The sequence below is a fragment of the Stenotrophomonas sp. YJH_SMC_81 genome (assembly GCF_059370875.1).
Genome location: NZ_JCAFUB010000013.1, coordinates 1 through 13082, shown reverse-complemented (window position 1 = coordinate 13082; position 13082 = coordinate 1). Strand labels below are relative to the sequence as shown.

Here is a 13082-nt window from a genome sequence, read left to right as displayed (position 1 = left end):
TGGATCAATGTCCTGCGTTGGCGGACTTGCGGCGGCGCACCTGGGTGACGCGGGCGGCCAGCAGCGCGAATACGATCACGCCAACCAGCAGCAGCAACCAGACCATGTGCCGTTCCCACTTCGATTGCGGATTGCCGTCGTGCGCGAGGCGAGTGCCATAAGGATCCTGGCGGTCGAATTCGCGCACGACATCAGTGCCGTCAAGCACGGCCAGATCGCCGCGCAGCAACCGGAACGGTGCGCTGAACGACGGTGCCTGTGCGCCGAGGTCGCTGTAGAGAACGCCCAGCTGGCCGCCGGACGAACCCACCTGCACCACCGCGGCGTGATCCAGGCCGCTGACATCCAGCAGCGGTTGCGACGTGCCACCGACGCGCAGGTGGCCATCCTTCAGGCCGGCCACATCGACACCGGCCGGTGCAACGCCGAAGGCCAGCCATGGCGCGCCCGGGCTGACCGCGGCACCGGCGTCGACCACCTTCAGTTCCGACACCTCCGGCGAAGCGCCCACTGCACTGGCCACCGCGATGACCTTGCCCAGCGAGGCCGGTGCATCCTGCAGCCAGGCGCCGGGCACGAACACCTGGTTGCCGCGTGACAGCTGGCTGCTGGCACCGACGAAATCACTGCCCAGCGAGCGCCTGGCCAGGGTCAGGTGGCTGCTGGGCAGGATCGAGACTGGATAGCCGGTCGCCGGATCGTGGCAGTAGGGGCGTGCCGGTTGGCGCAGGAAGCTGACACGGATCTCGTTGCGCGCCGACAGCGCGTAGGCCGGTACCTTGGCCACCAGCCGTTGCGGTTGGCCGTTGGCCGACAGCACCTTGCCGCCCAGCAGGTAGTCGTTGAGGTAGATCGTGGCCACCGCGCCCTGACCCGCCGCATTGGGGGCCGCCGAGACATCGATCACCACCTGCTCGGGCAGGCGGCCATCGGCCGACAGCGTGCCCAGATCGAAGCTGGCGCTGCGGTCGGCGCGGGTCACCACATCCATGGTTCCGGCGATGTTTCCGAGCCGGCTCAGCAGTACCTGGTCACCGTCCAGTTTGGGCGTTCCTGCTGCGCTGACCTGCAGGCTGCGGCCCAGCGCATAGCTGCGCCACTGTTCAGCGAACAGTCCGGCAACCTTGCCCGCTGCCGCCGGGTCGACCACCAGCGTCGGACGGCCTGCAACGGCCACCACGCTGACCGACGCGTTGGCGGCGGGCTTCTCCAGGCCGCCCATGTCAGTATCGCGCCACGTGGCAAACGCTGCGCCCGCATCGGTGCCCGCCGCGCCGACCTGTGCGGCCAGCGCATCCAGCGCCGCGCGTACGCCGACGCGCAATGCATCGCTGCCGATCATCACATCGGCGGCCAACGGCCCGCTGTCACGCAACGACAGCAGCGCTCCCACTTCGGCCAGGTCCTTGATCGCGTGCACGCGCTCGCCCGCGGCCAGCGCGGCGTACGCCGGCACGCCCTGCAGGCTGGCCGGGATGCTGATGCCGGCCAGGTCGACGCTGTCGCCGACCTTGGGCAGCGCCACCACCTGAACCTGTTTGCCTCCGGCCTGCAACGCGGTACCAATGCGCCAGGCGGCATCATAGGTGGGCGCCTGCAGCGCCTTGCCCTCCACCAGCAGGCGCACCCGCGGTGGCAGCGCGCCCCAGGCCTTGGCCACGGTATCCACGGCACGCCCATCGAAGCGGTAGCTGAAGCGCGAGTCCGGCGACAGCCGCAGCACGTTCGCCGGCGCGCTCTGGTCGGCACATTGGTAGTCGGACACGATCGACCACCAGCCGACACCGACCCGCACGAAGCCGTTCTGGCGGGGTTCGCCATCGATGGCCAGCAGCTGGCTGGCATCGCCCTGGGCATCGGTGATCGAACGCGCGGCGATCGGATCGCCATCCACCGACCACAGGCCTGAAGTTCGCCCGGCGTGGCCACGCACATAGCGGCCATCGAGCTGCAGCTGTGCATCGCGAGTGGCAACACCGGCCGGCACCGGCAGGTAGACCTCGCGCTGGCTCTCCTGCCCACTGAGTACCAGCGGCTGGCGGAAGCCGAGTTCGCGCAGGGTCATCTGCCGGCTCACCGTGCTGTCGCCGCTCCATTCTGCGAACTGGCCGGCGACGCTGTCGGCGGCGTGGGCACTGCCAACCGCGCACGACAGGACGAACGCGGCGGCGGAAACAAACAGGGGACAGCGGCCGGTCTGGCTCATGGCGTCACTTCATGGAGAGGGTGGTGGGCGGCACCGCCGCTGCGGAGACCGGGCGAGAACTCGGGAAGAGGAGCGCCACACAGGGCGGCGACGATGCGGGCGCTGGCGCGGCCGTCGCCATAGGGACTGCCATCGGGGTCGAAACGGGTCGGCTGCGGTGGCTGCGCCAAGGCCGCATTGACCCCCTCGACGATGCGCGAGGGCGTGGTCCCGACCAGCGTCACCACACCGGCCTCGACCGCCTCCGGGCGCTCGGTGACGTCGCGCATCACCAGCACCGGCTTGGCCAATGCCGGCGCTTCTTCCTGCACGCCACCGGAGTCGGTGAGGATGACGTCGGCGCGCTGCATCAGGCGCACGAAGCGCAGGTAGTCCTGCGGCGGCACCAGGTGCACGTTGTCGAGGTTGCCCAGGTGTGCGTTGACCGGTGCCTGGACGTTCGGATTGAGGTGCACCGGGTACAGCACCTGCAGGTCCGGCCGCTGGGCCAGTTCGGCCAGCGCACGGCAGATGTCCTCGAAGCCCTGGCCGAAGCTCTCGCGGCGATGGCCGGTGACCAGCAGCAGGCGGCGCCCGGGGTCGAGCATGTGGAAGGGTTCGTCGGCCTGGGCACGCAGTGCCGGATCGGCATCCAGGCGCTGCACGGTCTGCTGCAGGGCATCGATGACGGTGTTGCCGGTGACCAGGATCTGCCCGCCCAGATGCTCACGGGCCAGATTGGCGCGCGAGCCGGGAGTAGGTGCATACAGCTGATGACCGACCACGTCGATCACCCGCCGGTTCATCTCCTCCGGCCATGGCCGGTTGATGTCGCCGGTGCGCAGGCCGGCCTCGACATGGCCGATCGGAATGCGGTGGTGGAACGCGGCCAGGGCGGCGGTCATCGCCGTGGTGGTATCGCCGTGCACCAGCACGCGATCCGGGCGGACCTGCGTGTAGAGCGCGTCAAGCCGCTCGAACAGCCTGGAACACAGGCCATTGAGGGACTGGTTGGGCACCATGACATCCAGGTCATGGTCGGCGGTGATCTCGAACAGCGACATCACCTGGTCGAGCATCGCCCGGTGCTGGCCGGTGATGCAGACCACCGATTCGACATCCGCAGCCTGGGCCAGGGCGCGCACCAGCGGCCCCATCTTGATCGCTTCCGGCCGGGTACCGAACACCGACAGGACCTTCACCGGGGGGCTCCGGAAGGCCGGTGCTGGAAAATGCCAGGAGCTGTAGCCACGTCTGGATCCTTTCGGCGTTACCGTCCAATGCCCGCAGGCAGGAGACGGCCACCTCATGAGGAAACTCCAAATTCGCGACGTCCATCACAATCGATTGATGGCACGTGCGTCGTGGCAGTGATCTTCATCGTTGGAAGATCAAGACGCAGTCAACGCCGCCCGTGGGACGGGCGACGTTGCGGCGGAACGCAGCAGGGGCAGCCGCCCGGGCGGCCTTACTCGTACTGGATGGTGAAGGTGGCCTGGCCGTTCGCGACACCCGCACCCACCGTGCCAGCCTGGGTCTGCACATAGCGCGCACGCAGCGGCAGCGCCATGACGCTGGTCCCCGGCGCGGTGGTGCCGACGTTGATGGTCTGGCCGAAGCGCACTTCGCGCTCGGTGGTGCCAACGCGCTGGACCATCTGGATGCCGATGCGGGTGGCGCTGTTGGTGGCCGCGCTGAGCTTCAGCACGCCCGGCATGTTCGAGCTGTCCTGGTCGGCATCGAGACGGATGCCGATCTTGCTCTGGTAGGCGGCAACATTGCTGCCCTGGCAGTTCAGGCGGATCTCGAAATCACGATCGACCGCGCGCGAACCGACACCGGTGAAGGTGGTGTTGGGCACGCTGCCGAAGTCGACGGCGATGTTGCGGCTGCCGGCCTGCACTTCGCAGGTCGGGCTGACCACGGTGGTGCCCGAGCCCTTGAAGGTCGAGGTCAGCACCGGGCGACCGGGGCCATCACCGTCGAAGTAGTAGGTGGTGAAGCGGCCGTTCGGCGCGATCACGCCCGAGCCGGTCTGGGCAGCGGTCTTGATCAGCTGGATGCGGAACGTGCCTCCCACCAGCGAGATGGTGCTGCTGCTGCCGAAATTGATGGTGTGCGGATAGTAGGTCTGGATCGCACCGGAGTCCCGGTACAGGCGGATACCCACGCCCGCCACATCGGTTTCATAGACGTTCGAGAAGCCGGCCACCGGACGCTTCTGCGCGGCGTTGACGTACTCGCCAATGGAACGGCCACCGGACCAGTCGCAACGTGCCACGCTGTTCTGCTGGTTGATCGGCTCGCTGATCTCCTTGATCACGCCACCGACCGGCGTGCTGGGCAGGATCACGATCTGGCCCATGTCCATGGTCACGTCCTGCGCGGTGAACCAGCTGGACTGGATGCGGCACGACGCGCTGGCCTGCTGTGCCAGCAGTGCGCCACCCAGCAGTACAAGGCCCGTCAGCGCCTTGCGGCCACGGGAAGAAATCATCGGCATGCTGCCTCCAGCGGGATGAAGCCGGTCTTGGACGCATCGGCGCCCGCCGGAACCTGGTAATCGATGGTGCAGCGCTGGTCGGCACCGGCGCCCCACTCCACCAGCAGGCGACCCTGGTTGTTTTCACTGCGCACGTACAGGCGGCCGCCCTGGCTGACCATGCCGACCGGCTGGCCCTGCTCATCCTTGACCTGCGCACCGAACGGCATGCTGCGGCCATCCGGGTTGCGTACCTGGATCAGCAACGCGTTGCCCTTGCGGGTATCAAAGCGCAGGTAGCTGATGGCACCGGCGAACGGTGCGATCGACTGGCTGGTGCTTTCCAGCTCGACGTCGTGGGCCATGCCCTGCGGATCGAGGGTGACGGTGTTGAGGCGGTACGGCGACACGTACGGCACCACGGCGTAGCCGCGGCCATCGACGCGCAGGCCCGGGGCGTTGCTGACGATCGCATCGCGCGCGCCCGGGGCCTCGACCAGCACCATGGTGTCGCCACGCTGCGGGGTGAACGTGAAGCCGCCCGGATGCACCACCACGCTGCCGTTGGCACCGACCGAGGCCTGGCGGAAATCACGCGAGTGGCTGTAGGTGGCATTCAACGCGGAGTAGCGGCTGCGGTATTCGGCATTGCCGACCGCCGTGGTGCCACCCTCGCGGGAATCGGACAGGGCCACGCCGTAGCTGAAGTTGTTGTCGACGCCGGCCGAACCGGTGATGCCGACGCGGCTGTTGTCGTAGCCACCGCGGTCGCGCACGCCGAGATCGGCACTGAACGACACCGGGTGGGTACCACGGCCCAGCGGCACGCTCATCGACAGCAGGTACTGGGTGTCGGAACGGCCGAGCACGCCTTCTTCGGTGCGCAGCGCCGAGAAGCCGTAGTTCACTGAACGCCAGGCGTTGTTGTAGCCCACCTGGTACTGCTTGGAGGTGCCGGAGCGGTCATAGAAGTCACGCACCGAACCGGTCACGTACAGCGCACCGCCACGACGGCCCAGCGGCTGGTTCAAGGTCACCTGGAACTGGCTGCGCTGGCGACCACGGGTGGTCGGATCGATGCCGCGCTTGTCCGAGTCACGGCCATACAGCGCGTCCTGCAGGCTGTAGAAACCTTCGGTCGAGTAGCGGTAGGCGGCCAGGGTCAGGTTGGTGCCGGTCTCACCGATCATGTTGCTGTAGCTCAAGCGCACGCTGGCGCCGGTGTGGCTGCCGTAGTGGTCGAACGAGGTGCGTGCATGGGTGACGTCTGCCGCGAAGGCACCGACCCGCGTGGACAGGCCGACACCGTACAGCAGCGACAGGTAGCCATCGCTCAGCGCGCTGCCGCCGTACAGGGTCAGCTGGTTGCCGATGCCGCGCTGGTAGGTGCCCTGCACCAGCCAGGGTTCGTCGGCCAGCAGCTTGTTGCGCACCTGGCCGGCGGTCAGCGAGTAACGCGACACGCCTTCGCGCAGCATCTGCGGCACCGAGCCGAACGGCACCTTGAATTCGCGGCGGCGGCCATCGGCCTCGATCACGCTCACTTCCAGGTCGCCGCCGTAGCCGGTCGGGTACAGGTCGTCGATGACGAAGTTGCCCGGCGAAACGGTGGAGGAGTAGATCAGCTGCTGGTTCTGGCGCACTTCGATGCGCGCGTTGGTCTCGGCGATGCCGCGCACCACCGGCGCGTAACCGCGCAGCGAATCGGGCAGCATGCGGTCGTCGCTGGCCAGGCTGGCACCACGGTAGCCGATCGAGTCGAACAGCTCGCCTGTGGTATAGGCCTCACCGATGGTGAGCATGCCGCGCACCTGCGGGATGCCGCGCTGTGCGTAGGTGGCAATGCTCTGCCAATGGCGGCCGTCACCCTCGGACCAGGTCAGGTTGGAGTCGTGGCGGAACTGCCAGCCGCCCAGGTTCAGGCCGGCATTGAGGCCGAGATAGGCACTGCGGTTGCGCTGGCCACCTTCGACACGGCTGTTGCTGTCGATGGCATTGAAGCTGTAGCCGACGAAACCGGCATTGATGCCGCGGTCCCACAGCGCCGGGTTGACGTAGCCGCGCGCCTCGCGGCGCAGGAACACCTGCGGGATGCTGAGGTCGTAGCGCAGGTTGCCGCTGTCGTAGACACCATAGGCATTGGCCATGCGCTGCTGCACCGGCACGCAGCTGGTCGTGTCGGTCGGCAGCGTCGGGTCCTGCTGCAGCAGCACGGCCTCGCTGTCCACGCCCATTTCTTCCAGCATCGGCAGCGGCAGGCAGGCGTCGACACGGCCCTGTGCATCGGCCTTGAACTGCAGGTCACGACGGCCCTGCCAGGCGCCGTTGACGTAGACGTCGACGCGGTAATTGCCGGCCACCATCGGGTTGCCGTTGCTGAAGGCCGCCAGGTCGACCTGCTTGGCCTGGCCGGACAGGAAGCTGGAATTGAACTGGGCCGATTCCGGTGCACGCGCATTGGCCGCACCACTCTGCGCCATCAGCGCCTGTTCGCCGAGATTGGCCGGTGCAGCCAGCGCCCATCCTGGGCAGGCCGCGCCAACAACCAGCAGGCAAAGCGCCTGATGGATCGACAATGTCAATCTGTTTCCGATCACACTGACATTCCTTCAATTCGCCGCACGGCGGCGGTGGCGGGATGCGCAGGCCCTTGGCCGGCGCGGCGCGTTCAGCTCCCGGTGCTGTCGAGGCGGACGGAGTGCTCGACCCGGCCGCCGTAATCATTGATGGTGATGAAGCGCACCTGCTGCGTGCCCGCCGGTGCGGCGAACTCCAGGCTCTGCTTCGGCGCGACCATCGCGCCCTTGTCCTCGACGGCCTTTTCACTGCTGCCGGTCACGGCATGCACTTCGGCCAGAGTGACGTGGAAGGGGCTCGGGTTTTCCACCCGCAGGCGGTCGCCATTGCGGGTCCAGCGCAGCGCTGCCGGTGCGTCGTTGGCGACGCCCTTCAGGCCCTGCGGCCGGTAGAAAAGCTTCAGGCGCGAACGGAACGCCACCTGCAGGTAATTCTGGTCACCGCTGTCGGCGTTGTCCGGCGACGGCGGTACGTCCAGCACATTGAGCCAGAACACCGTCTCGCGATCGGTCGGCAGCTGTGCGCCGGAGAAGATCAGGCGCAGCGCCTGGCTGCGGCCCGGCTCGACGCGCGCGATCGGCGGCGTCAGCACGAACGGAGCATCACTGGTATCGGCGGTCTGGTTGGCGTCGCCACTGTCGATCCAGGCCTGGACCAGTGCGGGCGAGTCGCCCACGTTGTCGACCTGCACGGTGACTTCGCGCGCCTGTGCCGGGTAGATCACCCGCGTGCCATTGACCACCACGCCGGCCAGTGCGTTCTGGCAGAGGGGCAGCGTGAACGCTGCCAGCAGCAGCGCCCGGGGAAAGAGTGCTTTCATCGGAAGTACTACGCTCGAGGGGTGTGGCCAGGGGCCGCGGAGCACTGGCCGGCGCGTACGCCGGCCAATGCGGGTACAGCTACGATCAGTTGTAGATGATCGTGTACTTGACGCTGCTGGTGACGTCGCCCGGGGTGGCGGCGGCAGTGGCGTAGTACTCAGCGTAGTAGTTCAGGTCGGCCGAGCCGTCGGTGCCGACGGTGACCCACTGCGAGTTGGTCTGGGCCAGGCCAGCGCCGGCAGCCTTGATCGGCAGGAACTGGTTGTTCGAGCCCAGCAGCTGCAGCTGCACGTTGGTGGCAGCGTTGGCCGAGGCCTGGTTGACCAGGCGGCCGCTGTTGAAGTCGACGGTCGAACCCGGCTCGAAGTAGGTGGCGACGTTGCCGGCGCTGCACTTGGTCAGGTTGATGGCGAACGGGGTACGGCCCGCAACGGCACCGGCGGTAGCCAGGGTGTTCTTCGACACGGTCGGCAGGGTCACGGCGAAGTCCTTGCCGCCCGGGGTCGAGATGGTGCAGGTCTTGTCGGTCACCTTGCCATTGAAGGTGATGGTGCCGTCGGCGGCGTTGGCGGCCAGCGGAGCGGCGGCCAGCATCAGAGCGGCAATGAGGTTGATCTTGTGCATTCGCTTTTACCTAACCCTACTGAAGAGATGAGAAGTAGAGGAGGAAGCAAGGAGCACTGCCGGGCTAACAAGACCCATCCTTGCGTCTCACCTGTGGCCGGACTCGGACATACCTTCCCCTGAATCCGTGACGCAAGTATATGCACAACTGTGATGAAAGTCTCATTATTTTTCTGAACGCCAATTCATTGACGCCCTAAATGTGACGTGATAGGCGGAATCAGCACCTGGGACGTGTGGAAGATTTGACGACGGGGCCGCCAGGTCGCGGACAACCGTGGATGACGCGTTGAGAGGCGCGTTCGGCAGGCGCGGAAACAGGGATTTTTCAGGCGGAAATCACCTTATTTGATGCGCATCACTCTTTCTTGGTGATGGCCCTAGCAGATTCGGATTTGTCCTATTAAAGGCGGATCGATCCTGTCGCTAACTAGGACACACCGAACCAGAGAACGTGTCATGAGGAATTCCATTCTGCTGTGTGTGGCCCTGATGTCCGTCAGTGCGCTGGCCCAGGCCAGCAGCGGCAGCATCCGTTTCAGCGGCCGCATCGCCGAGCCGGGCTGCACGACGAACCTGTCCCAGGGTGAGCTGAGCCTGGCGGCCTGCCCGCCGTCGGCCAAGGGCTCGACGGTGGAAGTGACGGCACTGGCCGATGGCCAGGCCGCGATGCTGCGCGATGGCAAGCGCCAGGGCCAGAAGCTGTCGGTGTCGGCCAGCGCGATGCGCGCCGGCGATATCGCCTTCTCCGAGCGTTACAGCGTGCAGGCTTCGAAGCAGCAGCCGCTGCAGGGCGCCTACCTGGTGGTGGTCGACTACCTGTAAGCCGACGTATTTACGCCGGCGGCAGCTCGAAGACCTGGCGCAGGTAGGCCAGGTAACCCGGGTCGTCGCACATGCTCTTGCCGGGCGAATCGCTGAGCTTGGCCACCGGCTGGCCGTTGCAGCGGACCATCTTGATGACGATGTTGAGCGGCGTCGGGCCCAGGTCATTGGTCAGGTGGGTGCCGACGCCGAACGCGACCTGGCAGCGACCGCGGAAGTAGTCGTACAGGCGCATGACCTTGGCGATGTCGAGCCCATCGCTGAACACCAGCACCTTGCTGCGTGGATCGACGCGACGCTGCTGGAAGTGCGCCAGCATGCGGTCGCCCCAGTCGAACGGATCGCCGGAGTCATGGCGCACACCGTCGAACAGCTTGCAGAAATACATGTCGAAGTCGCGCAGGAACGCGTCCAGGCCGACCACGTCGGACAGCGCGATGCCCAGATCGCCACGGTACTCGCGCGCCCACGATTCCAGTGCCGCCACCTGCGAATCACGCAGGCGCGGGCCGAGCGCCTGGAACGCCTGCAGGTACTCGTGGGCCATGGTGCCGTGCGGGGTCATGCCGTACAGGCGCGCGAAGTGGACGTTGCTGGTGCCGACCAGCTGCGGGCCGAGTGCATCGCGCAGCAGCGGCAGCAGCCGCGCGTGCCAGTCACGCGAGTAGCGGCGACGGCTGCCATAGTCGGCAATGCGGCATTGTTCGAAGCCGGGGGTATCGCGCAGCAGCGCGGCCTTGGCCTGCAGGCGGCGCTCGCCTTCGGCGAAGTCGGCCGTGGTGGTGTTGCGGAACCAGACTTCGTTGATGATCGCCAGCAGCGGCACTTCGAACAGGATGGTGTGCAGCCACGGGCCGGTGATGTCCAGTTCGATCTCGCCGGGCACGGCCGTCGACGCGCGCAGCTGGATGTACTTGCGGTCGAGGTGGAACAGGCCGAGGAAATCGGCGAAATCCGGCTTCACGAAGCGCAGGCCACGCATGTAGTCCAGCTCCGCGTCGCTGAAGCGCAGGCTGCACAGGTGGTCGATTTCTTCGTCGATCTGGTTGATGTAGCGGGCCAGGTCGATGCCGGGCGTACGGCACTTGAACCGGTACTGCACCTGGGCGCCGGGGTGCTGGTGCAGCACCGCCTGCATCATGGTGAACTTGTACAGGTCGGTGTCGAGCAGGGACTGGATGATAGGCATGGAGCGGATTATGCGCCCGGCGGCGTGAACCGGGGTGCCTGCGGCCACGCTCGGCTCACGGGGAACAGCATTGGTAGATCCACGCCATACGTGGATGCTCCTGCGGCGCTACAGCGACCTGCGCAGCAGCCTCGGCACCAGCATCGCCGCATGCGCCCAGATCGCGGCCCACACCGCAACGCGTACCGGCAGCGACCGCTGCTTCGCCTCGAACTTCTGGAAGTAGCGCCACAGCCCCCTGTGCTTGTGCCATTCCACGAAGAATGGCCGCGAGCGGCTGGAGACGCCGCGCACATGGGTAACCTGCAGGTCGTTGGCGATCGCCACCACCGCGCCGGCCTCGCGTGCGCGGCGGCACAGATCCAGGTCCTCGGCATGCAGGCGGTAACCCGCATCCCAACCACCGATGCGCTCGAACAGGGTACGCGGCATCATCAGCAGCGCACCGGACAACGCCGGCACGGGCTGCACGGCCTGGTGTGGATCGCGCGGAACCGCCAGCTTCGAGCCCTTGCCCGGCGAGCGCAGCATCAGCAGGAAATCCGGATCGCGACGGCGCACCGCTTCATCGGCGTGGCCGTGCTCGTCCACCTGCTCCACGCCCAGCAGGCAATCGCCCAGCACCTCGCCACGGCTGCGCAATTCGGTCAGGGTGTCCGCCTCAATCATCAGGTCCGGGTTGATGAAGGCCAGCCACGGGCTGTGCGAGTCGGCCACGCCTTGGTTGTTGGCGGCGGCAAAGCCGGGATTGTCCGGATTGCCGACGAAGCGCACGCGCGGGTCATGGCTGGCATGCCGCTGCACGATGTCCAGCGTGCCATCCAGCGAACCATTGTCGATCACCCGGATCTCGGCGATGTCCTGCGCCTGGCGCAGGCGCGACAGGCAGGCATCGATGGTGCTGCCACTCTGGTAGGTGACGACGATGGCGGCAATGGTTGCATTCAAACGGGAGGCTCCGGCGCGGGCGGGACAAACAGGTCGCCCTGTTCCTTCGGCATTATCGCCTGCCGCATGCGCTGCTGCAGGTCGTCACGCAGACCGTGCAGTGGATCGTGCATCAGGAAATCGGCCAGCCGCGGCACCCAGGCCGGCCAGCGTGCCGCCAGGGCCTCCAGGTCGCCATCGCGGCTGACCGCCTCCCCTGCCCGGCTGACGAACGCGGTCTCGCACAACACATTGCGCCACCCCAGGCCCGCCATGCGCAGGCTGAGATCGATCAGCGCGGCATTCCAGCCGGCATAGCTGTCCACGTCCAGGCCACCGGCACGGCGGCGCGCGTTGCCACGTACCAGCACCGCGTGGGTGACCGCCGATGGCAACTCCGGGTGCAGCGTCGGCAATGTAGCGCAGGTATGCGCCAGCAAGGCCGGGTCATGGGGTTCGGGATTGATCTCGCCCAGCCGTGGCCACGCCGCGGTCTCGCCGGCATTGCACCAGGGGGTCGCGGTGGCGATGGCGGCATCGCGGGCGAAGGCATCCTGCAACTGCTGCAACCAACCGGGCGACGGCACGCTGTCCGGCGCCAGCACGGCCACGTCCAGGCCATCGCAGGCGCGCAGCATCTCATCCAGATGGGCAACCTCGCCCAGTGGCCGCGCGCGCCGGGTGTACTCGGCCTGCAGCGGCGTATGCGCCAACCAGTGCTCGACCACGGCCTGCGCACGCGGCCCTGCCTGCGCGTCATCGGCCAGCCAGACCGCGGTGCCCGGCGCGGTGCCGGCATCCAGTGCGGCCAGGCAGCGGTCGAGCGCGGCATCGTCCACACACAGCGGCAACAACACGATCGCCCCCATCCCGCCTCCGTGGTTGTCGGTGGCCACAGCGTAGCACCGGGAGGGTATCGGCCGGGTTGCACCCGGCGCCTGCAGAGGCCGGAGCCGAAGCAACAGCAGAAGCCGGCTATCCTTGGAATGGCGGGGTGGGTCCGGTTGCGGGGGACGCCGTAAACCCATCCTTGGGGCTTGGCCGCGGCATCCATGCCGCGGACGCCCCCGCAACCGGACCCACCCCGCCTTCGACAGATTTCTTCGCTCTGCCAGCAAAAGCTGGGGTCAGATCCGTTTTCCTCTGGAAAACGGATCTGACCCCTTTTTCTGATTTCGAAATCTGACAGACAGTCATCCACGCATGGCGTGGATCTACCGTGTCGACCAAGGTCGACACCTACCAACAGCAGCACACTGTCGAAGGCGGGCACTGTGGGTTTGCGGGGTGTGAGCCGCATGGATGCGGCGACCAAGCCCCCATGGTGAAGTGACCCCCGAGACTTGGACGGTGGGGTCAGGCGGCTGCTTGGGCCTGTTCCCGGTACTTTACCGGGCTTAGCCCCTTCAATTTCAATCTGATTCGCTCTTGGTTGTAGTACTTGATGTACTC

11 protein-coding genes are annotated in these 13082 nt (G+C 66.9%); 1 reads left to right on the top strand and 10 read right to left on the bottom strand.

Annotated features, from left to right (window positions below; translation table 11 throughout):
* Nucleotides 1–4 precede the first annotated feature (4 nt).
* The 6 genes from AC5P8U_RS18410 to AC5P8U_RS18385 form a co-directional block, all read right to left on the bottom strand.
* A complete protein-coding gene (locus tag AC5P8U_RS18410) occupies nucleotides 5–2206 on the bottom strand; it encodes a hypothetical protein (protein ID WP_111007846.1) in 2202 nt (733 codons plus the stop codon).
* Complete coding sequence (wecB, locus tag AC5P8U_RS18405; RefSeq protein WP_495214249.1) at nucleotides 2203–3387, bottom strand: non-hydrolyzing UDP-N-acetylglucosamine 2-epimerase; 1185 nt, start codon at nucleotides 3385–3387, stop codon at nucleotides 2203–2205. The genes AC5P8U_RS18410 and wecB overlap by 4 nt, the downstream gene beginning before the upstream one ends.
* 266 nt (nucleotides 3388–3653) lie before the next feature.
* Nucleotides 3654–4688, bottom strand: a complete 1035-nt coding sequence (locus tag AC5P8U_RS18400) for a fimbrial protein (RefSeq protein ID WP_088496285.1) — start codon at nucleotides 4686–4688, stop codon at nucleotides 3654–3656.
* Nucleotides 4679–7243: a fimbria/pilus outer membrane usher protein gene (locus tag AC5P8U_RS18395; RefSeq protein WP_088496284.1), complete on the bottom strand. Its 2565-nt coding sequence runs from the start codon at nucleotides 7241–7243 to the stop codon at nucleotides 4679–4681. Before AC5P8U_RS18395 ends, AC5P8U_RS18400 begins: the two co-directional genes overlap by 10 nt.
* 92 nt (nucleotides 7244–7335) lie before the next feature.
* Nucleotides 7336–8064 carry a fimbrial biogenesis chaperone gene (locus AC5P8U_RS18390; RefSeq protein WP_447897406.1) on the bottom strand — a complete coding sequence of 243 codons (729 nt, stop codon included), beginning with the start codon at nucleotides 8062–8064 and terminating at the stop codon, nucleotides 7336–7338.
* Between the two features lie 85 nt (nucleotides 8065–8149).
* A complete protein-coding gene (locus AC5P8U_RS18385; RefSeq protein ID WP_005415238.1) occupies nucleotides 8150–8689 on the bottom strand; it encodes a fimbrial protein in 540 nt (179 codons plus the stop codon).
* A 459-nt stretch (nucleotides 8690–9148) separates the two neighbouring features.
* On the opposite strand from AC5P8U_RS18385, the gene AC5P8U_RS18380 reads away from it, so the two are divergent.
* Nucleotides 9149–9514 (top strand): hypothetical protein, encoded by a 366-nt coding sequence (locus AC5P8U_RS18380; protein WP_072167823.1) that lies wholly within the window; start codon nucleotides 9149–9151, stop codon nucleotides 9512–9514.
* 10 nt (nucleotides 9515–9524) lie between these two features.
* Here the strand turns inward: AC5P8U_RS18380 and pncB are convergent, their stop codons facing one another.
* The 4 genes from pncB to AC5P8U_RS18360 all read right to left on the bottom strand — a co-directional run.
* The gene (gene pncB / locus AC5P8U_RS18375; RefSeq protein WP_447897407.1) at nucleotides 9525–10703 is read right to left on the bottom strand and encodes a nicotinate phosphoribosyltransferase; all 1179 of its coding nucleotides are present in this window, start codon (nucleotides 10701–10703) and stop codon (nucleotides 9525–9527) included.
* A gap of 108 nt (nucleotides 10704–10811) precedes the next feature.
* A complete protein-coding gene (locus AC5P8U_RS18370) occupies nucleotides 10812–11651 on the bottom strand; it encodes a glycosyltransferase family 2 protein (RefSeq protein WP_088496282.1) in 840 nt (279 codons plus the stop codon).
* Nucleotides 11648–12499, bottom strand: coding sequence for a glycosyltransferase family 2 protein (locus AC5P8U_RS18365; RefSeq protein WP_111200818.1), 852 nt, complete (start codon nucleotides 12497–12499; stop codon nucleotides 11648–11650). The genes AC5P8U_RS18370 and AC5P8U_RS18365 overlap by 4 nt, the downstream gene beginning before the upstream one ends.
* Before the next feature lie 487 nt (nucleotides 12500–12986).
* Nucleotides 12987–13082, bottom strand: a 96-nt coding sequence (locus tag AC5P8U_RS18360) for an IS3 family transposase (RefSeq protein ID WP_156476642.1), incomplete at its 5' end; no start/stop codon positions are given.

What these genes read in the sequence shown, in the direction of transcription:
- AC5P8U_RS18410 (WP_111007846.1), bottom strand. Translation starts at nt 2,206, where the DNA reads ATGAGCCAGACCGGCCGCTGTCCCCTGTTTGTTTCCGCCGCCGCGTTC.
- AC5P8U_RS18400 (WP_088496285.1), bottom strand. Translation starts at nt 4,688, where the DNA reads ATGCCGATGATTTCTTCCCGTGGCCGCAAGGCGCTGACGGGCCTTGTA.
- AC5P8U_RS18390 (WP_447897406.1), bottom strand. Translation starts at nt 8,064, where the DNA reads ATGAAAGCACTCTTTCCCCGGGCGCTGCTGCTGGCAGCGTTCACGCTG.
- AC5P8U_RS18385 (WP_005415238.1), bottom strand. Translation starts at nt 8,689, where the DNA reads ATGCACAAGATCAACCTCATTGCCGCTCTGATGCTGGCCGCCGCTCCG.
- AC5P8U_RS18380 (WP_072167823.1), top strand. Translation starts at nt 9,149, where the DNA reads ATGAGGAATTCCATTCTGCTGTGTGTGGCCCTGATGTCCGTCAGTGCG.
- pncB (WP_447897407.1), bottom strand. Translation starts at nt 10,703, where the DNA reads ATGCCTATCATCCAGTCCCTGCTCGACACCGACCTGTACAAGTTCACC.
- AC5P8U_RS18365 (WP_111200818.1), bottom strand. Translation starts at nt 12,499, where the DNA reads ATGGGGGCGATCGTGTTGTTGCCGCTGTGTGTGGACGATGCCGCGCTC.